Below are 25,702 nucleotides of genomic sequence, written 5' to 3' on the forward strand. Positions count from 1 at the left end.
TTTTGCGTATTATAATGTAGATTCCGTGTGAATTATTTACTTTTACAGACTGTTGGCAAAAATAAAAAAGCCACTGAAAGAAAACCTAAAAAATAAAATGAGCAACTTACTCGAAGTACATAAAGTCGTAAAACAATATGGCGATTATGTAGCGCTTAACGAAGTTTCATTAAATGTGCCAAAAGGCAGTATATATGGACTTTTAGGACCTAATGGAGCTGGAAAAACTTCTCTTATCAGAATCATCAATCAAATTACAATGCCAGACAGCGGCGAAGTAATATTAGATGGTGAAAAATTACAGCCAAAACACGTTCAAACAATTGGATATCTTCCAGAAGAAAGAGGTTTGTACAGTTCGATGAAAGTAGGAGAGCAGTGTTTGTATCTGGCACAAATGAAAGGGCTTTCTAAAGCTGAGGCAAAGCAACAGCTTGAGTTTTGGTTTGATCGCTTAGGTATTCAAGGCTGGTGGAATAAGAAAATTCAAGAATTATCTAAAGGAATGGCGCAAAAAATTCAGTTTGTGGTTTGTGTATTGCATAAGCCGAAACTGCTGATTTTTGATGAGCCTTTTTCAGGGTTTGATCCTGTAAATGCCAATATTATTAAGGACGAGATTTTGGCTCTGAAAGAAGAAGGAGCCACTATTATTTTTTCGACCCATAGAATGGAAAGTGTTGAAGAGCTTTGTGATCATATAGCTTTAATTCATAAATCGAATAAATTGATCGAAGGAAAAGTAAACGACGTAAAACGTCAGTTTAAAACCAATAGTTTTGAAGTTGGAATTTTGACTGACAATGTTGAAGGTTTGATGTACGATATTACACAAAAGTTTACTGTTTCGCCAGCGAGTTTTAAATCTTTGAATGACGATTTGAAATTAAATATTCAAATAGGAAATACAGCTCCGAATGAATTATTGAACGTGCTGACACAACGCGGACAAGTAACACACTTTGTAGAAAAAATTCCAAGCGTAAACGATATTTTTATTCAAACCGTTACTGAAAATAAAAAACTAAACTCCAATAATTAAATTTCAAATTCCAAATTTGAGACAGAAAAAGTTAGGATTTGGAATTTTAGATTTAAAAATTAAAAAACATTTATGAGTATCATCTCGTTGATTATAAAAAGAGAATTCATTGCAAAAGTTCGTAATAAATCTTTTGTTGTCATGACTTTTTTGAGTCCGCTTTTGTTTGTGGCGATAGCTGTATTTATTGGCTATTTAAGTTCAATGAAAGCAGAAACAAAGCGTATCGCAATTCATGACGAAACTGGACTTTTTGCCGCTGATTTTTTAAAAGAGAATAAAAAAGGAGCCGAATTTAAATACTTTAATTTATCTGAAATTGAGGTAAAAGCTTTAAAAGACAGTATTACAAAAGAAAATTTCAACGGTTTAATCGTTATTCCAAAAACGGCTGAGATTAAAGATTTAGAAAGTAAAATTGAATTTATTTCAAATAATAGTCCAAGTATTTCATTTGTAGAAAACACACAAGATATCATTGGCAATAAAATAACGAAACTAAATCTAGAAAAAGCAAAATTAGACACTTTAGCAATTCAAAAAGCACAATCAGATGTCAATATCCATTTGATAAAAGCATCTGGAGAAGAAAGTTTAAAAGGCTTGAACGAAATAAAAATTGCAATTGGAGGCGCTTTTGGTTATTTGATTATGATGTTTATTATCATTTACGGAAATATGGTAATGCGAAGTGTAATCGAAGAAAAAACCAATCGAATTATCGAAATCATTATTTCATCAGTAAAACCATTTCAGTTAATGATTGGTAAAATTGTTGGAACTTCATTAGCTGGAATTTTACAGTTTATGATTTGGGCGATTATTGGTTTGGGATTAATGTTTGCTGCTTCGACATTTTTTGGAGTTAACGTTGGTCCAACGGCTAGAATTTCGCCAGAATTAATGCAATCAGCACAGCATCAACTTTCTGGTTCAGCACAAATGTATATTGCTGAATTATGGAATCTGCCAATTGCGAGTATTATAATTGGATTTATAGTTTATTTTATTGGAGGTTATTTTCTGTACAGTTCATTTTATGCGGCAATTGGTGCAGCGGTTGACAATCAAACAGATTCTCAACAGTTTTTACTGCCAATTTTAATGCCTCTTATTTTGAGTGTCTATATCGGATTTTTTACAGTTGTAAATGATCCTCACGGGACAGTTGCAGTTGCATTTTCAATGATTCCGCTTACATCGCCAATAGTTATGCTTATGCGTATTCCGTTTGGCGTGCCGTGGTGGCAAATAGCAATTTCGGTATCATTATTGTTTGCTACCTTTTTCCTTGTCGTTTGGTTCGCCGCAAAAATTTATCGCGTAGGTATTTTAATGTACGGCAAAAAACCAACTTGGAAGGAATTGTATAAGTGGCTTAAATATTAATTTTTAAAGTTGCTAAGGTACTGAGGTTCTAAGATGCGAATATTTTTTTAGCTTCTTGTAGAAAAACCTTAGAACCTTAGTATCTTAGAACCTCAGAACCTTAAAAAAATGAGTAAAATACTAATTATCGAAGACGAAGCAGCGATCAGAAGAGTTTTGGTAAAAATATTATCAGAAGAAAATGATTCCTATAAGGTAGATGAAGCAGAAGATGGTGCTGCAGGTCTTGAAAAAATAAAAAACAACGATTACGATTTGGTTTTGTGCGATATCAAAATGCCAAAAATGGATGGTGTTGAGGTTTTAGAAGAAGCAAAAAAAATAAAACCAGAAATTCCGATGGTTATGATCTCTGGTCATGGCGATATGGAAACAGCAATTCATACCATGCGTTTAGGAGCTTTTGATTATATCTCAAAACCGCCGGATTTGAATCGTTTACTGAATACCGTTCGTAATGCTTTAGATAAAAAACAATTAGTTGTTGAAAATAAAATTCTAAAGAAGAAAGTCAGCAAAAATTATGAAATGATAGGCGAGAGCGAATCAATTAATCATATTAAAGTGATGATTGATAAAGTAGCTCCAACAGAAGCCAGAGTTTTAATTACAGGTCCAAACGGAACAGGTAAGGAATTAGTTGCGCATCAATTACATGAAAAAAGTGAGCGCTCTAATTACCCTTTAATCGAAGTTAACTGTGCTGCAATTCCGAGTGAATTAATCGAAAGTGAATTGTTCGGACACGTAAAAGGTGCTTTTACATCGGCAGTTAAAGATCGTGCAGGAAAGTTTGAAGCTGCTGATAAAGGAACTATTTTCTTAGATGAAATTGGAGATATGAGTCTTTCGGCGCAAGCTAAAGTTTTGCGCGCACTTCAGGAAAATATGATTACTAGAGTGGGTGCAGAAAAGGACATTAAAGTAGATGTTCGTGTCGTTGCCGCAACCAACAAAGATTTAAAAACAGAAATTGCTGAGGGTCGTTTCCGTGAAGATTTATACCATCGTTTGGCAGTTATTTTAATTAAAGTGCCGCCATTGAATGAAAGACGTGACGATATTCCGGCTTTGATAAAGCATTTTGCAGAAAAAATTGCTTCAGAGCAAGGAAATGCTGTCAAAGGATTTTCGGCGCAAGCTATAAAATTATTGCAAGAATACGATTGGACAGGGAATATTCGTGAACTTCGAAATGTAGTCGAGAGATTGATTATTTTAGGAGGAAGTGAAATCTCTGAAACTGATGTGAAAATGTTTGCAAGCAAATAGATGCTTCGCGCAATAGGCTATAAGCTTTAAGCTTTAGGCTGTTAAAATTATAAATAATTTTTGCTTACGGCGTATAGCTTAAAGCTTAAAGCATAAAAAAATGAAACTAAAAAAAATAAACGAGAAATTACAAGACGCCCTAATTGAAAATGGTTTAACAGAAGCAAATGCTTTACAGCAAGAAACTTTTTCGACTATAAAAAGTGGTGCCGATTGTTTGATTGTTTCTCCGGAAGGAAGTGGTAAAACAACTACGATTGTATTGAATGTTATTCAGCAATTGGCAGGAAAAACTGAAGAATCGCCTCGTGCTTTGATTATCGTTGAAGATAAAGAAAAGGTGCTTGCAATGGAAGAACTTTTTGAAAAGTATGGAAAATATACTAATCTTGAGGTTTACGGTGTACACGATAAAGGCGACATGGATTACGATAAAAATTATGTTTCTACAGGGATTGATGTTTTGATTGGGACACCAAATAAATTGAGTGATATGTTTTCGACGGCTGGTTATAATGTAAACCGTTTAAAAATGTTTATTTTAGATGATGCTGATCCTATTTTGAAATTGCGTCATGAAACTAAAATAATGCGTATTTCAAACAGTATTGCAAAAACACAACGTATCGTTTTTGCTGAAACTTTGACAGAACGTATCGAGATCCTGACAGATAAAATGTTGTTAGAGCCTTATTTTTTCGATATGGATGAAGAAGGTGAAGAGGAATTGGATGAGGACGAAGAAGATATTGAAGAGGAAGAATAGTCAAAAATTAGAAAAAAATAAAGTGTCATGGGATTAATGAAAGTGTATTCAGGAAGTGAAGTATTAGCAATTGCTTTGCAGGAAAGATTAGAGGAAGCAGGAGTAGAAACAGTTAAAAAAGATAATATTCAATCGTCTCGTTTAGGAGGTTTTCCTCGCACAGATCTGGCTGTTGAAATTTTTATTCAAGAAACAGATTTTGCAAAAGCAAATCCAGTTATCGAAAATTTCAGAATGAGTATTTAAAAAGTTATCAGTATTCAGTCTGAAATGAACAGTTTTAGTAAGGCAGAATGAATACAAGAAACTGAAAACTTAAAAAGCATGCAATACAAAATGTTAGTTCTCGACATGGATGATACTTTGTTGACAGACGACCACAAAATATCTGATTTAAATAAAAAAGTGCTTCTTGAGGCACAGGAAAAGGGAGTTTATGTAGTTTTGGCTTCTGGAAGACCAACTTCGGCAATGACCGCTTATGCTAAGGAATTAGAATTAGATTTGAATGATTCCTATATCATTTCATTTAATGGTGCTATAATAAGTCAGGCAAAAGATGATCAAATTTTATTTGAACAGAAATTAACTGTTAAGCAAATTCACGAATTGTATGATTACAGCGTGAAAACAAAAACGCATATCATAACCTATTTGGATGATGAAATTATAAGTGAAACTGATTCTGAATACATTGAAGTTGAGAAAGAAATTACTGGAATGGCGCATCGCAAAGTGGCAAGTTTTAAAGATTACATCGATCGACCAGCTGTAAAATGTATTTTGCTGGAAAACCCTGCCTATTTAAAATCTGTAGAGAATGATTTAATTAAAACAATGCCGCATTTGAGTGTTTCTATGTCAAAACCATTTTTCTTAGAAGCGGCACAGCAAGGAATTGATAAAGCGGCTAGTTTAAAGCTTTTAGCCGAAAAGCTTAATATTCATCAAAGCGAAATTATCGCTGTTGGAAACGCAGGAAATGATTTGACTATGATTGAGTATGCTGGATTGGGAGTTTGGGTGGATAATGTGACGCCTGAATTGCGTGATAGAGCAGATTTAATTGTTGCTTCAAATAATAATAACGGCGTTGCCGAAGTAGTACAAAAATATATTCTGAATTAATTTCTGATGAAAGACCTAATCGAGACAGAACGTTTACTATTACGTGAAGTAATTATTTCAGACGTTGATGGAATGTTCGAATTAGATTCTAATCCGAATGTTCATATTTATATTGGAAAGAAACCTGTTACTACCATTGAACAGAGTGCAGCATACATTGAAAATCTTCAGCAGCAATACAAAGATTTTGGAACCGGACGCTGGGCTGTAATTCTTAAAGAAACAAATGAATTTATTGGCTGGTCAGGAATAAAATTTATTACCAATGAAATCAACAACCATAAAAATTTTTATGAAATTGGTTATCGCTTTATAGAAAAACATTGGGGAAAAGGATATGCAACTGAAGCAGGAAAAGCTTTTGTAGATTATGCTTTTAATAATTTAAAAGCTGATGCTGTTTGTGCCTATGCAGATGCCGGCAATGATAACTCAAGAAAAATACTAGAGAAATTAGGGTTACGTTATGTAAACTCTTTTGAGTATGAGGAAGAATTTCAAGTTTGGTATGAGTTAAAAAATCCAAACTTATAATGTCCTAAGAAATGCGTCCCAAATCTTTGTAATCTCAGTCTTTTTTAAGATTTGCAAAGATTTGGAATACAGCTCGAAGTTTTTGTAAATACCTGAAAAGTATTTTATTTTTTAGCTACAGAAACAAAATATTTATTTCCGTCACCCATTGTCAATTTAACACGTTCGTCGCAAAGATCGATTGCAAAATTAGCGCTTTCATAACAGCTGCAAGTAGTGTTTTTGTCTTTAGACATTTCAGTTTTACAATTGTTATTTTTAAAAGTAGCTAATTGCGGCGTATACAAACTCACTAAATCTGTAGAAGCAGTTACTAATGAAATAATACTTGCTGAGTTATTGTTTGTAATTCTGTAAACAATTCTATCAGTATAGTTTACTTCGTTTACAGTAACTTTACGAATATAAGTATAAGCCGTAGATCCTTCGCCTGGTTCTTTTACTTCAAATTTAAATCCAACAGCACGAATGGCAATATCAAATTGAGACTGCGAATTTAAGCTCGCCCAAGTTGTTAAGGTACTGATAGACGGAAATGGATTTGCAGCAGGAGTATTAGTTTGCGCCTGCGAACTAAAAATGGTTAAGAACATTAAGCAGATTGTGGGTAAAAATGCTTTCATAATGGAATTTTTAATTTTTAATTTTTGCCTACTCTTTCTGGTTTTCGGCGTTCCCATGCTTTTTAATAACAAAGCAACAACATAACGATTGAATTTCAAAATTGTTATGCTCGAATTGTTATAATATTAGTAATAACGGTGATTTATTTTGGTATTTTGATTAAATCCTGCTAAAGACTTAAACAAAGTTAAATGTAAGAAAATTTTAAGCTTAATACTTGAAAAAATGCATTTAATCGATGTAATTTGCACTTAATCGATGTTTTTGTCATTTTATTCTTATTGAATCCTGGTGTTTTTTTTTTAGAATAAATAATACCTGCGATTTGCGGCATAGTTGATTATGACGATTTGAAATTAGTGTTTAATGCAAAATATTGATATATAGTGTATTATTGATTTTATTTTAAAGAATATTGTACGTAAATTTGCAAACTCTTTAAAAGAGATATAAATATAATATCTTACTGCTTAAAACGTAGTGTGTTCCCATGGAAAATAGAAAAAAAGTTGCTTTTTATACGCTTGGATGTAAACTGAATTTTTCAGAAACGTCTACAATTGCCAGAAATTTTAATGACGAAGGATTCGACCGCGTCGATTTTGAAGATGTAGCAGACATTTATGTAATCAATACTTGTTCTGTAACAGACAATGCCGATAAGCAGTTTAAGCAGGTAGTAAAGAAAGCAATGAAACTTAATGATAAGGCATTTGTTGCAGCCGTGGGATGTTATGCGCAGCTGAAACCTGAAGAGTTGGCAAATGTTGACGGAGTTGATTTGGTACTTGGCGCTACAGAAAAGTTTAAGATTACAGATTATATTCATGACTTAAGCAAAAATGACATGGGTGAAGTTCATTCATGCGAAATTGCTGAAGCTGATTTTTATGTTGGAAGTTATTCAATAGGAGATCGTACTCGAGCTTTCTTGAAAGTTCAAGACGGCTGCGATTATAAATGTACGTATTGTACAATTCCTTTAGCAAGGGGAATTTCAAGAAGTGATGCTTTAGAAAATGTATTGCAGAACGCCAAAGAAATCTCGGCTCAAAATATTAAAGAAATTGTTTTAACTGGAGTTAATATTGGAGATTACGGAAAAGGAGAGTTTGGAAATAAAAAACACGAACATACTTTTCTAGAATTAGTTCAAGCTTTAGATAAAGTTGAAGGTATTGAACGTTTAAGAATTTCATCGATTGAACCCAATTTATTGAAAAATGAAACGATAGAATTTGTTTCAAAAAGCCGCACTTTTGTACCGCATTTTCATATTCCATTGCAATCAGGAAGCAACGATATTTTGAAATTAATGAAACGTCGTTATTTGCGCGAAGTGTATACTGAACGAGTGAATAAAATTCGTGAAGTGATGCCTCATGCTTGTATAGGAGTTGATGTAATTGTTGGTTTCCCAGGAGAAACAGATGAGCATTTCTTAGAAACGTATCATTTCTTAAACGAAATGGATATTTCGTATTTACACGTTTTTACCTATTCTGAAAGAGATAATACAGAAGCCATAGATATGCCTGGAGTTGTTCCTGCAAATGTAAGAGCTAAAAGAAGTAAAATGCTTCGAGGTTTATCAGTAAAAAAACGTCGTGCCTTTTATGAAACTCAATTAGGAACAAACAGAACTGTTCTTTTTGAAGGAGAAAATAAAGAAGGTTATATTCATGGTTTTACAGAGAATTACGTAAAAGTAAAAACGCCTTGGAATCCGGAACTTGTAAATACGCTGCAAGAAATTAATTTGACAAAAATTGACGAAGACGGAAGCGTTCGTTTAGAGTTTATAAATAAATTAGCGGAAGCTTAAAAAGTATAGTTGAACTTTGTCAAAGTTTATTTCAATAAATTACACAAAGTATTGTCATTTCGACCGAAGGGAGAAATCGCACTAGTTTGTCGACAAAGATTGGAGATTTTCTATGCGGAATTACTAGTGCGATTTCTCCCTTCGGTCGAAATGACAAATAAAAAAGCTATAACTACTTCTGATTTTCAGGAATTACCAATTTCAAAGAATTGATATAATCCGTATCAAATTCAATAACTCTGATTTTTTGCGGATTAAAACTCAATTCTCCGCCAAATTGACCTTTAGTATCTAAGAAATCAATTATAAGTTCTTCATCGTTTAAAGAAATCAATTTTCCTAAATAAGCTGATTTTGCTGATTTTTTAGAAATCTGAAAAATACCATGTTTATTGTTGATGAAATTTAAAATCGAATTCAAATCCCGAATCGGAATAATATCCTCGGCATTTGTTTTTAAGCCTTTTAAACGAATCACTTTTTCGGTAAAAGCTAAATCCTGATCTCTATGAACAGCTTCGATATTTTTGTTTTTTAAAATGACAAAACCATCCAAAATATAATCAACAGGATTGTTTCGAAGCAGAATCCAGTCATCAGAATAATCAATAAGAAATCCTGTGAAAATTTCTTTTTTATCCTGAAATTCTATTGCTATTAATTGTCTTAAATATTGTTCCATCATATACTTTTAAAGTTGGGATTTGTAACTTTAAGGGTTGGTTGACCAAATACTGCTGTTTTTTATAAATACTCTGCGGTTTAGTTTTAACTGTGCAACAATTAATTCTGCAATATCTTCAGATTGCATCACTTTTTCAGGATTCCCATCAGTTAAGTTTAAATCTTTTGCCATATCTGTTGCAACAGTGCTTGGAGTTAAAGCTGTAACGCGGATATTGTGTTTGCGCATTTCCTGCATTAAGGAATCCGTTAAACCCAAAACTGCAAATTTAGAAGCACTGTATGCACTTGTTAGAGCATTACCGTTTAAACCAGCCGTTGACGAAATATTAATAATGTCTCCAGTTTGTCTTTCGATCATATTAGGAATTACAGCGCGTGTTGCGTAATAAGTTCCCATTAAATTTACTTGAATAATTTTTTCAAAAGCAGCAGGCTCTAATTCAAGAAACTTCCCAAAAGAAGCAATTCCAGCACTGTTGATTAAAATATCAATATGTTTAAATTCAGCTAAAGCCTTTTCAACGGCTTTATTTATAGAATTAATATCAGAAACATCTGCCGAAAGAGCTAAAGATTTAACGCCTAAATCATTTGTTTCATCTGCCAATTGATCAACATCAGATTGAGTTCTTGAAACTAGAATTACGTTTACACCTTCTTTTGCCAAGGCAATTGCAATTGCTTTTCCAATTCCTTTTCCAGCTCCTGTAATAAGAGCATTTTTATTTTTTAAACTTGTCATGATTTATTGTTTAGAAATGCCGAAAGCATCATTTTAAGTCTTACAAAAATAAAGCTTTTGCAAACTAAAATGATGCTTTCAAGTATTTTCTTAATCTAAGTTTAACAACTTTGTTATTCTTTCAAAACCATGTCAATACACATTACGGCAGCAAGAATTAATTGTCTAAGCGAACTGTCTGCTGCTACGCTATCTTCGATTTGAAGCACGTAATTGTCAGCACTGGTAAAAAACTCTTTACCTAAACCAGCCCATTTTTTACTTACTTGAGCAAGTTGTTTGTTTTCGTGCGAAAATTTAAAATCCCAACCCGTCCATTTTCCTTGTAAAGTTGCAACTGGTTTTTCGTTTTTATCCATGATTTCAAACTTCCCACCAATAGAAAAGAATTTTTGTTTAAAAGTTCCTATCAATCTATCTTTCTCATCAAAAATTTCAACTGTTGAGCGAAACACTGCAATACCTCGTTTTACTGAGATTAATTTTTCTCCAGAAGCCGTTGTAATTTCAACATTAAAAGGAGTCATTCTTTTATAATCTGTGAAACGCAGCATTTTTGTGAAAAAACCAAGATTGTTCTCACGGCAATTCATAGTTATTTGATTTGTCTCAGGATTATAAATATCATAATTGTTAGCAGCTTTAAACATTCCGACATGTTCTTTTACTAAAAATAGATTTTGGCTTAAAATTGGATTCATACGTTTACGAAAAAATTAGTGTTTAGATTTTAGAAGCCAAATGTAATAAAATATTTATTAATTATACTGTTTTGAAGTCTCTACAAGACGGATAAATTCAGCTTTATAACCTTCGCTGTCATTTGAAATTCCTTGTCTGGCTAATTTCACAATTTCTTCTGATGATTTGTCAGCAATCAATTTAGAATCTCTTAATTTTAAACCAAACCAAGCTACAGCTGAACTGAATTTTAAATCATCACTCGCTTTATCTAAAGCAACTGATTTGTTATCAATAACCTGAACCATTTCAATACTTTTATCGCCGTCAGGTTTTTTATAACGGAATTTTATTGTCGCCAGTTCGCTACTGTAATTAGCAGAATTAGTTTCCGTTTTAGTGTATTTTAAATCATCCGGCTGAACATTTAAATAATCGCTTTTTACACCAGCTGGAATAATTTCATACAAAGCTGTAACCGTATGATTACTTCCTAATTCTCCTGCGTCGATTGCATCATTTTTAAAATCCTCTGGACGAAGTTTTCTGTTTTCATAACCAATTAAACGATACGCCTGAACTTGTTTGGGATTAAATTCAATCTGAATTTTTACATCTTTAGCAATGGCAAACATCGAACCTTTAAATTCTTTTCCTAAAAAACGATTAGCTTCTTGAATATTATCAATGTAGGCATAATTTCCGTTTCCTTTATCAGCAAGAATTTCCATTTTGCTGTCTTTGTAATTTCCCATTCCATAACCTAGACAAGTCAAGAAAACGCCTGTTTTTCTTTTCTCTTCGATTAATTTTTCCATATCAGAATTAGAAGAGCTTCCAACGTTAAAATCTCCGTCAGTTGCTAGAATCACGCGATTATTGCCATTTTTAATAAAATTCTCAGATGCAATTTTATAAGCAAGTTCAATTCCTGCTCCGCCGGCAGTACTTCCTCCAGCTTCTAATTTATCCAGCGCCTCAATTATAGTTTTTTTCTCATTTCCAGAAGTTGGTTTCAAAACCATTCCTGCAGCTCCTGCATAAACTACAATTGAAACTTTGTCTTTTGCACGTAATTCATTTACCAATATTTTTAAAGATTGTTTTAATAAAGGCAGTTTATTCATATCGCTCATCGATCCTGAAACATCAATTAAGAAAACAAGATTTGAAGCTGGTAAGTCGTTTGTTGGAATATTTTTTCCCTGCAAACCAATTTTTAGAATTTTGTTTTTTGAATTCCAAGGCGAGTCACTTACTTCAGTGTTAATAGAAAACGGATGCTGGTCTTTTGGCTGCGGATAATTGTATTTAAAGAAGTTTACCATTTCTTCAACACGTACAGCATCTTTCGGAACTTCTTGTCCGTTGTTCAAAAAACGTCTAATATTAGTGTAAGAAGCATTGTCAACATCAATCGAAAATGTAGAAAGCGGGGCTGTTTTTGGGCTTTCAAAAGCATTTTCTACAAAAGTATCGTAATCTTCCTGAGTTGGTTGAGCTGGAATTGGTCTAATAATGTTTAATTTTTTGTCTAATTCTTTTTCCGAAAGATTTTTATAAAGTTCATTTTTAGTGACAATTACAACGGCGCCGTTTGCAGCTTTACTGCCATAAAGAGAGGCTGCCGATTCGTCTTTTAGAACTTTCACGTCATCAATATCATTCGGATTAATTTTTGCCATTTGATCTGCTTTTACAGGAACACCATCCACAATGTACATAGGTTCATTTTTAGGAGAAATTGATTCAGCACCTCGTATAGTAATACTCGGAGCCGCGAGATATTGGCTATTTAATGAAATTGGAACACCTGCGGCCGTACCTCGAATCATCGCCACTGATCCTGTTGTCATTTTCTTTTTTGTAGTGGCATAAGCAGTTGTAACAACTTCTTGTAGTTGGTTAGCATTTTCTTTCAATGTAACATTAATTACATTTGAGTTTTTTACAACAACATTTTCAGTACGCATTCCAATATAACTAAAAACGAGAATATCTCCTTTTTCAGCTTTAATAGTGTACTTTCCATCAAAATTGGTGACAGCAGATGTTTTTGATTTTTTAATGAAGATGTTAGCGCCGGGAAGCGGAGCAGAATTTACATCTGTAACTGTTCCGGTAATAGTTCTTTGTTGTGCTATGGTTACGAAACATATAAGCATAGCAATGGCTGATGAAATAAGTTTTAGACTTTTCATGATAGTAAGTTTTAAGAATTAATGTTCGGATTTAGCTTTGTCAAAGCTGCAGACTTTGACAAAGCTTGGGATTATTTTTTCGGAGTAGGTTTTCCTGTTTTTGTCGTAATTATGACAACTCCTTTTTTACCTTTTTCGCCATATTTTGCTGTAGCTTCAAGGTCTTGTAAAATGGTTATTGTTTTAATGTCCTGTTTGTCTAAAGGCGCATATGGACTTGTTGGGTTATTGCCAAATAAATCATTTTCTGAATAATAAATTCCATCAATAATGTATAAAGGTTCGTCAAGAACTACAAGTGAATCTACGTTTTCTGGATTTAGATTTGGTAATTCATCCTGCATCATTTTGTCTTTTTTGACATCATCACTATGAGCCATTGCATTCCCGTTCAAAATTACTAAAGGCGTACTTTTTTTAACGCTTTGAAATTGTTTTGCGGCATAAGCAACTTTAGCCGATTCTTTGGCTTTTGAATATCTAGCTGCTGAGACTGTTTCTTCTTTAGCAAATGCAGTATTGTCTTGTTCTTCGGCATAATTTTGCTGAACTGGGGCAGCAAGTGCAGGAGCTGAAGCAACAGGTTCTGTTAAAACTATTTTATCTGCTAAAGGTTCTGTCGATTGTGCATTTGGAGCTGCTGTTTCATGAATGGCAACAGCTTCTTGTCCTTTATTTTGTTTTTCTAAAATTTTAGCAGCTTCTTCATTTGAAATAAGCGCAGAACCAGCAGAAGGAATTGTGTTTTCTTGATTTAAAACGGGTTCTTTAGATTTTTGTTTTTCATTTTCTTGAATCACCACTTTCGGAGTTTCAGTTACAGCATTGTTATCTGAAAGAAAAAATTGGGAACCTAAAGAAATCAATAAAAGAAGAGAAGCTGCAACAGCAATTTTTTTCCATAATGCGATTGTTTTTTTATCTTCTTTTTTGTCCAGTTTTTCTTCAACTCGCGACCAGACTTTTTCCATTCCTGGAAAGTCTTTAAACTCGGCGTTTTGCGAAGCTTGTTTTATTTTATCTAATAATTTATCTTGATTGTCCATGACTATTTTGCTTTTTGATAATAGAGTTTATTAACCAGTTCTTTTAATTTGGTCTTTGCGGCATTCAATTGTGATTTTGAGGTGCCCTCGGAGATCTTTAGCATTTCGGCTATTTCTTTGTGTGCAAAACCTTCAATAACAAAAAGATTAAACACTGTTTTACAGCCGTCTGGAATATGGTTTAATAAATTAAGTAAATCTTCTTCTTCCAATGTCGTTAATTCATCTGTTGAAGGCTGCGAAATCAACTTAACATCGTCAAGATACATATTGAAGTTCGTTTCTTTTCTAATGGTCGCCAAACAATGATTTACAGTTATTCTTCTGGCCCAAGCTTCAAAAGCATACGCTTCTTTCAATTGATCCAGTTTGGTGAAAATAGTAAAGAACGAATCTGCCAAAGCTTCTTCGATTTCTTCTTCCTTTTTTAAATATCGTTTGCAAAGGCGGTACAGCTTTGGCGCCATGTATTCGTACACCTGACGCTGGGCATCGCGATGCATTTTTTTACAGTTTGCTATTTGAGTCTCGTTTATCACAATTGTTGTCTTTCTTATATAGAGAGAGAAAAAGATAAAAAGGTTGGGACAGGGGTAAAAAAATATTAAAATATTTTTTTAGGTTCAAAGTTACAAAGCTACAAAGGCTCAAAGGTTTTATTGTAGAGTTGCACTGCGATGCGTTTCCATGTTATTATTGTGATAGAATAGTTTTTATTTAACTGGCAGCGTCAATTTATAAATCTTAGTTTCTAAAACTTCTGTATCATTATCTTCGCAAAGCAAGAATTCGATTTTATTATTTTCTTTTTTATAAAAAGTTAAACCTTCAAATTTATTGGTTGAAGTAATTTTTTGAGTAAAATCTATTTTCATGGTTTTCTGATCGATTCGGCCAATGAAACTTCCTAAGATTTCGCCGTCATCGTAAGTTGATTTAGTATTTTCGACTGTAGAAAGAAAATAGATTTTGTCTTCGACTAAAACAGCATCGGTAAAACTGGAACGAATGCCTTTTATTTTTGGAAGCTTATAATTCACAGAAATCAAAGCAAATTCATCACCAAGATTTTTGGCGTGAATCGTAAAAATGGTGTTTTTGTTTGAAACTCCATTTCCGCGATTAAACAAATACCAGTTTTCGCCGTCGAAAATAGAACCTTCCAAATTGAAATCTTCGGGTTTTATTTCTCCAAAATTTTGCATTAAACCGTATAAATCAACCAAATTGTTTTTTTGTAAAACAGTTTTAGATTTAAGGTCGAACTCAATCATTTTGTTTCTATTTTCGGTAGAACCAGAACCAAAAACATACAAAGTATCATTATGATTTGTCAATGATTCAAAATCTGGTTTTAAGTTTTTTGGAATATTCTGTGTCGGATTGTCAATTAAAGCATGCTGATTCAATTGCTGATTCTGCATATTGTATTCGTATAAAAATCCGCTGTTGTCGCCAATTACATAAAGTGCATTATTATTGTAAAATAATCCTGATGCTGAACCGATTCCTATGATTTGAAATAATATTTCTAATGTGAATTTTTCCATGAATGTTTCTGTTAGAGTAGCGTAATTTGATTTTTATATTCCTCTATTTCTGATTGTTTTAATTTTAATACTTTACAAAGTTCTGTAAACTCTATTTTTCCTTTTAAATAATATGAAACAAGTTCATCTTCAACTTTTCCTAAATCATATTGATTATACAATTCAAAGTTACATGTCTTTTTTTCTCCTGAATTTAGTGTAAGAGTTATACGATTTTTTATTCCGCTGGATAATGAAGAATCAAAACCATTTCTCGTTGGTTTACCGCAGTAATCATTATTTGAAATTTCAACTAGCTTGATCTCTTCAATTTGAAATTTCTCATTATCTATAATCACAGCATCTTTAAAAAATTCTAAAAATCCGCTAAACGTTCCATTTAAGGCTTTAGGTTTTATAAATCCAATTGATTTTAGTACTAATATAATAAAAGAGAATAAAAGCACAGATTTTAAAAATGCGTCTTCAGATAATCCTTTGGCTAAAGAAAAAAAGTTATTCTTGATAAAAAAAATTAAGTATAACAATATTAGTAATGAAAAAAATATTGAAGCGCTGCTCCAATGAAACTTTTTTGATTTTTTATAAATATTGAATCGCTGCATTTTTTTCTTATGTAAAAGCTTGTTTTAAAAACAACTGTTTAACCCTGATGGCAATTTATTAAAAAGTATTGCAATGAATAGCAAGAATTTGCTTCGTAAAATTACTATATTTATAATACAAAAAACTAAAAAAATATGAAATCAATAGACCCGAAAGATTTTAAAGTTACAGATAGAATCAAACTAAGTAAACTTCCTACTTTGTTAAATATTGATGCTGATGACGATGAAAAGGAAGAAAAATTGGATAAGGTTCAGGCGAAATTGAGTGATTTGCAGGATGTCATGTATGCTCATAATAAATATGCAGTTTTAATTTGCCTTCAAGGAATGGATACGTCAGGGAAAGACAGTTTGATTCGGGAAGTTTTTAAAGAATTTAATCCGCGTGGAGTAGTGGTGCATAGTTTTAAAACACCCAATTCAACAGAGCTGGAACACGATTATTTATGGCGCCATTATATTGCCTTACCCGAAAAAGGAAAGTTCGCCATTTTTAATAGAACGCACTACGAGAATGTTTTAGTAACACGAGTGCATCCCGAATATATTTTATCAGAGAATTTGCCAGATATTAAATCGATAGATGATATTACACCTAAATTTTGGGAAGATAGAATTAAACAGATCAATAATTTTGAAAAACATATTGCTCAAAACGGAACTATTGTCATGAAGTTCTTTTTGCATTTAAGCAAAGACGAACAAAAGGATCGTTTATTACGCCGTTTGGAAGAAGAAAAACACCATTGGAAATTTTCACCTGGCGATTTGAAGGAACGTGAACATTGGGCAGAGTATCAGCAATATTATGAAGAAGCAATTAATCAAACCTCTACAGATTATGCACCGTGGTATGTAGTTCCTGCCGACGATAAGGAAATGGCACGTTACATTGTGGCAAAAATTATTTGGGAAGAAATGCAAAAACATACCGATATTAAAGAACCAGAATTAGACGATAAAATAAAAGCTAATTTTGAAATGTATAAAAAAGCATTAGAAAATGATTAATTAGATCATTAGATCATTTTTTTTATAATGAACCCGATAGGTTTTTAAAACTTATTGGGTTTATTTTTTGAAGTCATGTTTTAAACATGAATAGTTTAGTTAAAACAGCTCGATAATAATTATTTAAATCCGTTTGTCAAAACACTAATGTAGTTCATCAAACTAATTTTAATAGTGATTTAGGTTTGTGCTCCTTTGCATCAAATTAATAAACATTATTATCATGAACATGTACAAATTACTATTGTTGACTGCAATTTTCGTTTTAGGATTAGTTTCTTCTAAAATTAATGCACAATCTCCGTTTCCGATTCATATTGGAATTAAAGGTGGATCTAATTATTCTGAGCTTCCAGTTTCAGATGATTATAAATCAAAATATGCTGTTGGTTATTTTGGAGGTGCTATGGCTAGATTTGATTTTAAGAGATTCTATATTCAAAATGAAATCTTATACAGCGAGAAATCTTCAGAAATCGAAAAAACGACTTCAACTGGATCTAAAAACGCAAAATGGAAAAGTCTTGAAATGCCTTTGCTTATTGGTTACGAAGTAATTGATCTTGCGGCTTTAAATGTCAGAGTATTTGGAGGCGGGGTTTATTCTTATGTTTTGGATGAAAATTTTTCGTCATTAAACCAGTTAAAAGATTCGTATAAGAAATTTGATAAATCGAATATTGGATATCAGGTTGGGGCAGGAGTCGAAATGTGGAAATTTACTGTAGATGTAATTTACCAAGGCGGATTAAATAATATAAGTAATAATTTCAGCTCTAAACCAAATTCGTTTAATGTAAGCGTTGGATACTTTTTCTTATAAGTTCACAACTTATCGTTTAGCCTTATGAACAGCACAGAATCTTTTTGGTTCTTTGCTGTTTCTTTCGAAAATATAGGGGTATTTTTGAACTCAAACATTCTCATAATTATAGATATCTTTTTTAGATGATTACAAAATATAAAAATAGGCATTGGGTATTTTTAGTCTTTTTTTGGAGCTTATTAGGTATGACAATCTGGGCGCAGATGATCGAAGATTACGATTTTTTGACGGCTACAATTCAAGCTGTTTTAGTTTTGATTTGTTCTGCCATTTTAGCTCATATTTTGAGTGATGTTATATTGCCCAAAGCGCTAAAACAAAATAAAATGAACTGGTTTGCGGTACAAAGCGTTATTGTTGTACTGCTTTTGGCATTTTGTTTGTCATTGATTTATATTGTTTTTTCAGATTCGGTTTTGAGAAGCAAAATATATCCTGAAGAAGCAGATGTGGATTCTCTTCATTTTTTATGGACACGATTTTACGGTAACATTCCTTCAGCGATTTTAATTTGCGGTACTGCTTGCGGGCTTCGATTTTATCAGGAACATAATGTCATCGAAAGAAATCACGCGCAATTGCAGCAAGTACATCTTGAAGCTCAAATCAAAATATTGCAAGATCAGATTAATCCGCATTTAATGTTTAATATCCTGAATCATATTCATATTCTAATGCAGAGTAATGTAAAATTGGCGTCTGTTTTATTGGTTCAATTTTCGGATATTTTGCGTTATCAATTGTATGAATGCAACAAAGAATATGTGCCGCTGCATCTCGAGATTAAATACTTGAAAGATTTAATTGCCGTTGAAGAAACCCGCTGGGGAAATGAATTAGAAGTAAAAAGCAAATGGAATATTGAAGACGGACAGCTTCAAATTGTGCCATTACTTTTGGTTCCGTTAATTGAGAATGCCTTTAAACATGTTTCTAGACTTCCAAATGAAAAAGGATATGTGTATTTATCGTGCGAGCAGCTAAACGATCAATTGAATTTTAGAATCGAAAATTCATATACAGAACAATATAAAATACCGTCTAAAAATCAAGGTTTAGGACTTGAAAATGTGAAGAAAAGACTGTCGATCCAGTATCCAGAAAAACATCAATTTAATATCAATAAAACCGATTCTAATTTTACGGTTACAGTAACTTTAGATTTAAAATGATTTTTTTGCCACAACCCAAGCGACAGCGAACAGGCGAAGCAATTGCACAAATTAGCACGAATTTTTAATCTGTTGCTTTGTGATCTTAGCATCGGTATAAAAAAATAAAACTTTGCGAACTTTACGGTTAAATTTTTTAGCCACAGATTGCACGGATTAAAAGGATTAAAAAAAATCTGCCAAATCTGCGTGAAATAAAAAAACACCAAACCAAACAAAAACAAGATTATGAACATGAAATGCCTCGTTATAGACGATGAACCTATCGCAAGAAACGGAATCGTAGACTTTATTTCTAAAATTGATTTTCTAGAAGTTGCAGGCACTTGTGCTTCGGCATTAGAAGCAACTTCATATATTCAGGATAAAAAGATTGATTTATTATTTCTGGATATAAATATGCCTTATCTATCTGGATTAGAGTTTTTAGAATCTTTAGAGAATCCACCATTGGTAATTTTTACAACTGCATATTCGGAACATGCTTTAGACGGATATCGTTTGCAAGTAGTTGATTATTTATTGAAGCCAATTTCATTTCAGCGTTTTTATCAGGCTTGGCTAAAAGCAAAACAATGGTATCAAATGATCCAATCTCCAAAGCAAAATCAATTGGATCCGTTTTTGTATGTACGTCAGGAAGAAGGATTTCAAAAAATTTCTTGGGTTGATATTTTGTATATTGAAGGAATGCAGAATTATGCCAAACTTCATTTTAAAGATAAAGTGCTGGTAATTCATCAAACTATGATTTCATTAGAAGAGACACTACCAGCAGAGATTTTTTTTAGAATTCATAAATCTTTTTTAGTAAATATAACACACATAGATTCTGTTTCTGGCGGACGATTGTTTATAAATGGACAAGAACTACCTATTTCAAGAACACGCCGAGAAGCATTATTGAAAGAGGTAGTGTATAAAAACTTATTAAGCCGATAGTATTAGAATTTCCATTTTAAAGCTACAGCTCCATAAAAAGTAGTAGTGAATCTTGGATCGGCTATGTCTTTTTCTTTAAAAATGTCTTTAATTTTTCGGCTGTTAGTCGAGAAATTTCGAACAATAGTACTTCCAGCCGTAGGTTCTAGTGTCCAGTGTTCTCCTAATTTTATCTGAGGACGCAATCCAGCAATAATTTGTTGATATCCTAATAACATTGATTTGTTTCCAACTCTGGTTTCGGCTGTCATTCCGCTTATTTCTGCGACAGCTTTCAAATCGAAATTGTCAGACATTCGGTAACCTAATTCTAAACCTTCTGGAAATGCAATTTTAAAATGTAAAGCCCCTTTTGACTCCCAATTAAAGTAAATACCAGGCAGAACCATCGGAACACCAAAACTATTGGTTAAAACTGGCCCCATACCAAAAGCCAAATTAGGATTGAATTGTTTGATAAAGAGAACACCTCCTTGTATTAAAACATCATCTTTATTAATTTCGACCATATCAGTATAAACCCCAACTGACAGCATTGTTAATAAAGACCAAGAGGGTGAAAGAGAGCGTAAATGCTTAACACCAATTTGCGTATTCAGCAGTTCATTTGGAAATCCTTCTTGAAATTGTGCAGGAAGAGATTGAATTTCGTAATTCTTATTCTCCATTCGAGCATAACTTCCATTTACAAAAATAGACCACAGCCTTGGACGATTGTATTGATCCATTTTTAAAGATAATGGAACTTCAAAAGCAATTTGAGCTCGTTTAAAATTACTTTCAGCATTTGTTTTAGTACTGTCCATTGGTCTAACGTACTTAGAAAAAGGAACATAATCGACTTTAAATTCTCCTGAGATTCCAGATTGTGCCCTTGTGGCAACAGAAAGCAATAAAAAAAGTAAAACTTGTGCTAAATAAAAAACTGTTTTGTTCATGATTTGATTAATTTTTCCGCGAATTACTGCCTTCTAAATCAATCCTAAAAAATCATTTGACTAATGACACTTCTCTTTTGACCAATGGTATAAAAAACAAAGCCCGATAGACTATGAAAACTATCGGGCTTGTTACCAAAAACAAAATAATAAATTAAACCTTTCCTTTTATAATTTAAAACCATAAGCTAAGCGTAACGCCACTTGGTTGGTATTGAATTTGTTATAGTCTTCATAGCGAACACTAATATCAATGTACTTATTGGCGTATCCAATTCCCGGCGCCCACAAAAATGTAGTGTCATTATATCCGTTTGTTACGGCAAAACCAGCACCTACTTCACCTAAAACGTAAAACTGGTCCTCCCAGACAAAGGCTTTAAAACCAGCTTTAGCAGGTATAAATCCAAGATCTTTTACTTCAACTCCATTTTGATCTTTCATAAACAAGTTTGTAAAACCTGTAGTTAATGTCAACGATGTTTTTTTTGATAAATCGTATTGTAAACGAACATCTCCACCAAGCGACCATCTGTAATCATTGTCAGTTGGTATTCCGCCATTTACACCAAATCCTAATCTAAAACCTTGATCGTAATTTTTTGTTTCACTGTCTTGAGCGAAAGTGGTATTGGCGTATAAAAAAGCGAAAGTCGCTATGCATAACATTTGTAATTTTCTCATGACAATTTTTTTTGAATTTTTAATATTGTAAAAGTAGGATCAAGGCCTTTGGAGCTTGTTATATAATTTTTAAAAATCGTTACATAATATTGCGTTTAGCCAAATTTCGCCTTAAAATTGGCTTATCTTTTTATTAATAGAATAGAATTCGCAGCTTCTGATTATCTTTGCACACTAAAAAAGAATAGAAGTGAATTTAAAGCAGTACACCAAAGAGTTTTCATACAATTTAAAATTAGCATATCCTATAATTTTAGGAATGGTCGGACATACCTTAATTGGTATTGTTGATAATATAATGGTGGGAAAATTAGGAAGTACTGAACTGGCCGCAGTTTCACTAGGCAACAGCATGATTTTTATTGCAATGTCTCTTGGAATTGGTTTTTCTACTGCTATTACTCCAATAGTTGCCGAAGGCGATGCCGAAAAAAACGATACTAAAATTAGATCCGCTTTTCATCACGGATTATTTTTATGTACCATTCTAGGATTAGTTCTTTTTACGGTAATCATGTTTGCAAAACCGATAATGGAATTACTGCAGCAGCCGGCAGAAGTAATTGTACTGGCAAAACCGTATTTGGGCTGGGTGGCTTTTTCATTGATTCCTTTAATTATGTATCAAGGATACAAGCAATTTGCCGACGGATTATCATTGACAAAATACTCTATGTATGCCATGATTATGGCAAACGTACTACACGTAGGAATCAATTATGTGTTGATTTACGGAATATGGATTTTTCCAAAAATGGGCATTATTGGAGCTGCTTTAGGAACTGTAATTTCTAGAATTTTCTTAGTTATGTTTATGCATATTATGCTTTCTAGAAGAAATGATTTGAAGCGTTTTTTCAAGAATTTCAGCTTTCAGGAAATTAAAAAAGCTACCATTAAAAAAATTATAAGTATTGGATTTCCATCGGCTATGCAAATGCTTTTTGAAGTTGTTTTATTTACAGCATCAATATGGCTTTGCGGCAATATTGGTAAAACGAGTCAAGCGGCCAATCAAATTGCTTTAAGTCTTGCTTCGATGACATTTATGTTTGCGATGGGATTAAGCGTAACTTCGATGATTAGAGTTAGTAATCAGAGAGGATTGCAAGATTATAAAAAACTAATTGTTGTGGCGCGTTCTATTTTCCTGCTTGCCATTATAATAGAAACCGTTTTTGCGATACTCTTTGTTGTTTTTCATGATTACCTGCCATATATCTTTTTAAATATGGAAAATACTGGGCAGATTCTTGATAATACTGAAGTAATTAGTATTGCATCAAAATTACTTTTAATCGCGGCGGTTTTTCAAATTTCTGATGGAATTCAGGTAGTTGTTCTTGGAGCTCTACGCGGTTTGCAGGATGTAAAAATTCCTATGTATATCACTTTTGTAGCCTATTGGATAATTGGTTTTCCAATTTCGTATTATTTAGGTGAACATACAGAATGGAAAGCACAAGGTGTTTGGATCGGACTTTTAGCAGGATTAACCGCGGCGGCGATTTTCTTGTTCATTCGCTTTCACTATTTAACTAAGAAATTAAATACTAATTCAGTTTCAAATACTTAAATTTGAACAGAAAATAAGAATTTGGTACGGATTAAATAAATAATAAATCCTTTTAATCCGTGCGTCTCGATAACTTCGGGAAAAGCAAAAAAATAAAACAAAATATTAAATAAACAAAAATGGAATTACCTAAATTTTTACTTGGAGATAATACTGATTTTCCAGATGATATTTTTATCATTCACCTTGATTACCCTAGATTTATAATCAATTTAAAAGATGATGAGGTTGAATTTATGGAAGAAGCTGAAGATCTTGATGAAGCAGAGTTAAATGCAGAAATGGAAGGCTTGATTGTTTTGGCAAATGAGTTCTATGACAGAGAAATAAAACGTTACGAAGAGTAGAAACGCACCAGAGTGTTTTGCTGGAGTTTGCCTTAATCAAAAAATAGTTTAAATCATCTAATGAGAAAATTACGTTATTTAAAACCTATAGTTAATTTTATTTTAATCGGATTACTGATTACTACTTTAAGCCGAATCTTTTTATTTTTTCTATTTAAAGAAAGAGTAGTAGAAACACCAAATTTCTGGTACATTTTTCCAATCGGTTTGCGAATGGATTTGATTTTACTTTGCTATTTGTCATTTCTACCAGCCGTTTTGATTACTTTTTTACCCAATAAATGGCTCAAATTCACCAATAATTTTTTGGTAATTTATAGTTTTTTATTCCTGTTTCTGATTCTTTTTGTAGAATTAGCTTCACCAGATTTTGTCAAACAATACGACACACGTCCCAATAAAATTTTCTTAGATTATCTTATTTACCCAAAAGAAGTTGTTGGAATGCTTTTAAAGAGTTATCTGACTTCTATTATTGTAACGTTTATAATTTTAGGAGTGGTAATTTATTTTGCTTTCAAAAAAGGGAAAAAGTATTTTCATACCACAACTACTGAATATAAGTTCAAATTAATGGTTTTTCCATTAGTTGCTTTTTTATTGTTTTTTGGAGCACGTTCAAGCCTTACTTCAAAGCGTCCTATTAATGCTAGTAATGCTGTTTTTTCAACAGATCAATTGACCAATACTTTAGGGTTGAACTCATTTTATACCGTTGCTTTTGCCGCTTATTCGATTAAGAATGAAGGAAACACAAAAATGTACGGTAAAATGGATGAAGCAGAAGCAATTGCTCGTGTAAAAAAATACATGATTGCCGGTCCTAATGATTTTACCGATGCTGAAATTCCTTTTCTTCATGTACAACAGCCAGATTCTCTTATGAAAAAGCCATACAATTTGGTGATTTTTTTACAAGAAAGTCTAGGTGCTGAATATGTTGGAATTTTAGGAGGAAAACCGCTGACACCAGAATTTGATAAATTATCAAAAGAAGGATTATTGTTTACCAATTTGTATTGCACAGGTACAAGAAGTGTTCGTGGAATTGAAGCTGTTGTAACTGGATTTTTACCATCGCCGTCAGAAAGTGTGGTAAAACTTGGAAATTCGCAGCAAGGATTTTTTACACTTGCTGATGCTTTAAAACAAAAAGGATACGATACGAGTTTTATTTATGGAGGAATGGCCAATTTTGATAATATGGCGTCGTTTTTCAACGGAAATGGTTTTCAGGATATTGTAGATCAGGAAGATTTTGAATCTGATGGAAATAAATATGCTTTTAAAGGTACTTGGGGGTATTCTGATGAGGATTTAGTTACTAAAGCTAATAATTATTTTAAGGCAAAAGGAGACAAACCATTTTTCTCTTTAATGTTTTCGACTTCAAATCATGAACCTTTTGAATATCCTGCTGGCAGAATAAAACAGTATGATGCAAAACCTGCAACCGTAAACAATGCTATGAAGTATGCCGATTTTTCGATTGGAAAATTCTTTGAAATGGCTAAAAAAGAGCCTTATTTTAAAAACACAATCTTTATTGTAATTGCGGATCATAATACAAGAACATACGGGAAAAATTTAGTGCCAATAAACAAATTTCATATTCCTGCATTTATTATGGGACCTGGAGTTCCAAAAGGTGCTGTTTATGATAGATTAGCAAGTCAAATTGATATTCCGCCAACATTATTGAGTTATTTAGGACTTCCGTTTGAAACACCAATGGTAGGTAGAAATCTAAGCAAACTTGATGAAAAGGTGCAAGGAAGAGCGATTATGCAGTTTAATGATATTAATGCATTTAGAGTTGAGAATCAGGTTGTAATTATGCAGCCTAATTTAAAACCACTTCAGTTTGAAGTTAAAAACGATACCACTTTAGTCCCTGTAAAATTAAACGAAGAATTGGCAAAAGATGCTTTAGCGCACGTAATTACTGCAGGGAATTTATATAAAGAGAGCAAATATAAGCTGAGAGCTAAAAAATAGGTTCAAAGAAGCATAGCAACAAAGGAACAAAGGTTCAAAAAACAGAGTTAAAAATTTTGTTTTTTGAACCTTTGTCACATTGAGCGAAGTCGAAATGCTTTGGTTCTCGACTT

General features: G+C 32.7%; 26 protein-coding genes. 15 read left to right on the forward strand and 11 right to left on the reverse strand.

Annotation, left to right across the window (positions count from 1 at the left end; genetic code table 11):
• The first annotated feature begins 97 nt into the window (after positions 1 to 97).
• From ACHRVL_RS15715 to ACHRVL_RS15745, 7 genes are all read left to right on the forward strand, one after another.
• Complete coding sequence (locus tag ACHRVL_RS15715) at positions 98 to 1,042, forward strand: ABC transporter ATP-binding protein (protein WP_395414252.1); 945 nt, start codon at positions 98 to 100, stop codon at positions 1,040 to 1,042.
• 72 nt (positions 1,043 to 1,114) lie between these two features.
• Positions 1,115 to 2,431, forward strand: coding sequence for an ABC transporter permease (locus ACHRVL_RS15720; RefSeq protein WP_395414254.1), 1,317 nt, complete (start codon positions 1,115 to 1,117; stop codon positions 2,429 to 2,431).
• A gap of 108 nt (positions 2,432 to 2,539) precedes the next feature.
• Positions 2,540 to 3,703 carry a sigma-54-dependent transcriptional regulator gene (locus ACHRVL_RS15725; protein WP_395414256.1) on the forward strand — a complete coding sequence of 388 codons (1,164 nt, stop codon included), beginning with the start codon at positions 2,540 to 2,542 and terminating at the stop codon, positions 3,701 to 3,703.
• A gap of 100 nt (positions 3,704 to 3,803) precedes the next feature.
• On the forward strand, positions 3,804 to 4,469 hold the full coding sequence (locus ACHRVL_RS15730) for a DEAD/DEAH box helicase (RefSeq protein WP_089052883.1): 666 nt from the start codon (positions 3,804 to 3,806) through the stop codon (positions 4,467 to 4,469).
• Between the two features lie 27 nt (positions 4,470 to 4,496).
• Positions 4,497 to 4,715 (forward strand): putative signal transducing protein, encoded by a 219-nt coding sequence (locus tag ACHRVL_RS15735; RefSeq protein WP_089052884.1) that lies wholly within the window; start codon positions 4,497 to 4,499, stop codon positions 4,713 to 4,715.
• A gap of 78 nt (positions 4,716 to 4,793) precedes the next feature.
• Positions 4,794 to 5,597, forward strand: coding sequence for a Cof-type HAD-IIB family hydrolase (locus ACHRVL_RS15740; protein ID WP_395414259.1), 804 nt, complete (start codon positions 4,794 to 4,796; stop codon positions 5,595 to 5,597).
• A 6-nt stretch (positions 5,598 to 5,603) separates the two neighbouring features.
• Positions 5,604 to 6,131: a GNAT family N-acetyltransferase gene (locus tag ACHRVL_RS15745; protein ID WP_395414261.1), complete on the forward strand. Its 528-nt coding sequence runs from the start codon at positions 5,604 to 5,606 to the stop codon at positions 6,129 to 6,131.
• 104 nt (positions 6,132 to 6,235) lie between these two features.
• Here the strand turns inward: ACHRVL_RS15745 and ACHRVL_RS15750 are convergent, their stop codons facing one another.
• A complete protein-coding gene (locus tag ACHRVL_RS15750) occupies positions 6,236 to 6,754 on the reverse strand; it encodes a hypothetical protein (protein ID WP_089053087.1) in 519 nt (172 codons plus the stop codon).
• A 491-nt stretch (positions 6,755 to 7,245) separates the two neighbouring features.
• Between ACHRVL_RS15750 and mtaB the strand changes: the two genes are divergently transcribed.
• Positions 7,246 to 8,580, forward strand: coding sequence for a tRNA (N(6)-L-threonylcarbamoyladenosine(37)-C(2))-methylthiotransferase MtaB (gene mtaB / locus ACHRVL_RS15755; protein WP_395414263.1), 1,335 nt, complete (start codon positions 7,246 to 7,248; stop codon positions 8,578 to 8,580).
• Between the two features lie 172 nt (positions 8,581 to 8,752).
• Here the strand turns inward: mtaB and ACHRVL_RS15760 are convergent, their stop codons facing one another.
• The 8 genes from ACHRVL_RS15760 to ACHRVL_RS15795 form a co-directional block, all read right to left on the reverse strand.
• A complete protein-coding gene (locus ACHRVL_RS15760; RefSeq protein ID WP_395414660.1) occupies positions 8,753 to 9,262 on the reverse strand; it encodes a hypothetical protein in 510 nt (169 codons plus the stop codon).
• Positions 9,263 to 9,292: 30 nt separating this feature from the next.
• The gene (locus tag ACHRVL_RS15765; protein WP_395414265.1) at positions 9,293 to 10,009 is read right to left on the reverse strand and encodes a 3-ketoacyl-ACP reductase; all 717 of its coding nucleotides are present in this window, start codon (positions 10,007 to 10,009) and stop codon (positions 9,293 to 9,295) included.
• Between the two features lie 113 nt (positions 10,010 to 10,122).
• Entirely contained in the window at positions 10,123 to 10,710 is a 588-nt protein-coding gene (locus tag ACHRVL_RS15770) for an LURP-one-related/scramblase family protein (protein ID WP_395414268.1), read from the reverse strand.
• A 57-nt stretch (positions 10,711 to 10,767) separates the two neighbouring features.
• Positions 10,768 to 12,891: a von Willebrand factor type A domain-containing protein gene (locus ACHRVL_RS15775; RefSeq protein ID WP_395414271.1), complete on the reverse strand. Its 2,124-nt coding sequence runs from the start codon at positions 12,889 to 12,891 to the stop codon at positions 10,768 to 10,770.
• A 71-nt stretch (positions 12,892 to 12,962) separates the two neighbouring features.
• Complete coding sequence (locus ACHRVL_RS15780) at positions 12,963 to 13,937, reverse strand: hypothetical protein (RefSeq protein WP_395414272.1); 975 nt, start codon at positions 13,935 to 13,937, stop codon at positions 12,963 to 12,965.
• A gap of 2 nt (positions 13,938 to 13,939) precedes the next feature.
• On the reverse strand, positions 13,940 to 14,440 hold the full coding sequence (locus ACHRVL_RS15785; protein ID WP_089053088.1) for an RNA polymerase sigma factor: 501 nt from the start codon (positions 14,438 to 14,440) through the stop codon (positions 13,940 to 13,942).
• A gap of 210 nt (positions 14,441 to 14,650) precedes the next feature.
• Positions 14,651 to 15,487: a DUF6929 family protein gene (locus ACHRVL_RS15790; RefSeq protein ID WP_395414274.1), complete on the reverse strand. Its 837-nt coding sequence runs from the start codon at positions 15,485 to 15,487 to the stop codon at positions 14,651 to 14,653.
• Positions 15,488 to 15,498: 11 nt separating this feature from the next.
• Positions 15,499 to 16,092, reverse strand: coding sequence for a hypothetical protein (locus ACHRVL_RS15795; protein WP_395414276.1), 594 nt, complete (start codon positions 16,090 to 16,092; stop codon positions 15,499 to 15,501).
• A 135-nt stretch (positions 16,093 to 16,227) separates the two neighbouring features.
• Between ACHRVL_RS15795 and ACHRVL_RS15800 the strand changes: the two genes are divergently transcribed.
• The 4 genes from ACHRVL_RS15800 (at position 16,228) to ACHRVL_RS15815 (ending at position 20,046) form a co-directional block, all read left to right on the forward strand.
• A complete protein-coding gene (locus tag ACHRVL_RS15800) occupies positions 16,228 to 17,106 on the forward strand; it encodes a PPK2 family polyphosphate kinase (RefSeq protein ID WP_395414278.1) in 879 nt (292 codons plus the stop codon).
• Between the two features lie 223 nt (positions 17,107 to 17,329).
• Entirely contained in the window at positions 17,330 to 17,929 is a 600-nt protein-coding gene (locus tag ACHRVL_RS15805) for a porin family protein (RefSeq protein WP_395414281.1), read from the forward strand.
• A gap of 125 nt (positions 17,930 to 18,054) precedes the next feature.
• Complete coding sequence (locus ACHRVL_RS15810; protein WP_395414283.1) at positions 18,055 to 19,104, forward strand: sensor histidine kinase; 1,050 nt, start codon at positions 18,055 to 18,057, stop codon at positions 19,102 to 19,104.
• 228 nt (positions 19,105 to 19,332) lie between these two features.
• Entirely contained in the window at positions 19,333 to 20,046 is a 714-nt protein-coding gene (locus tag ACHRVL_RS15815; RefSeq protein ID WP_395414284.1) for a LytR/AlgR family response regulator transcription factor, read from the forward strand.
• Between the two features lie 2 nt (positions 20,047 to 20,048).
• Here the strand turns inward: ACHRVL_RS15815 and ACHRVL_RS15820 are convergent, their stop codons facing one another.
• Both ACHRVL_RS15820 and ACHRVL_RS15825 read right to left on the reverse strand, forming a co-directional pair.
• Complete coding sequence (locus tag ACHRVL_RS15820; RefSeq protein WP_395414286.1) at positions 20,049 to 20,984, reverse strand: DUF6268 family outer membrane beta-barrel protein; 936 nt, start codon at positions 20,982 to 20,984, stop codon at positions 20,049 to 20,051.
• A 168-nt stretch (positions 20,985 to 21,152) separates the two neighbouring features.
• A complete protein-coding gene (locus ACHRVL_RS15825; protein WP_129022923.1) occupies positions 21,153 to 21,668 on the reverse strand; it encodes a hypothetical protein in 516 nt (171 codons plus the stop codon).
• 190 nt (positions 21,669 to 21,858) lie between these two features.
• Here ACHRVL_RS15825 and ACHRVL_RS15830 point away from each other — a divergent pair, with 190 nt between their 5' ends.
• From ACHRVL_RS15830 to ACHRVL_RS15840, 3 genes are all read left to right on the forward strand, one after another.
• Entirely contained in the window at positions 21,859 to 23,244 is a 1,386-nt protein-coding gene (locus ACHRVL_RS15830) for an MATE family efflux transporter (protein ID WP_129052630.1), read from the forward strand.
• 119 nt (positions 23,245 to 23,363) lie between these two features.
• On the forward strand, positions 23,364 to 23,591 hold the full coding sequence (locus ACHRVL_RS15835) for a hypothetical protein (RefSeq protein WP_055095484.1): 228 nt from the start codon (positions 23,364 to 23,366) through the stop codon (positions 23,589 to 23,591).
• Positions 23,592 to 23,651: 60 nt separating this feature from the next.
• Positions 23,652 to 25,589 carry an LTA synthase family protein gene (locus ACHRVL_RS15840; RefSeq protein WP_395414289.1) on the forward strand — a complete coding sequence of 646 codons (1,938 nt, stop codon included), beginning with the start codon at positions 23,652 to 23,654 and terminating at the stop codon, positions 25,587 to 25,589.
• Positions 25,590 to 25,702: the final 113 nt, after the last annotated feature.

The organism is Flavobacterium sp. FlaQc-28, assembly GCF_044007415.1.
Lineage (GTDB): Bacteria > Bacteroidota > Bacteroidia > Flavobacteriales > Flavobacteriaceae > Flavobacterium.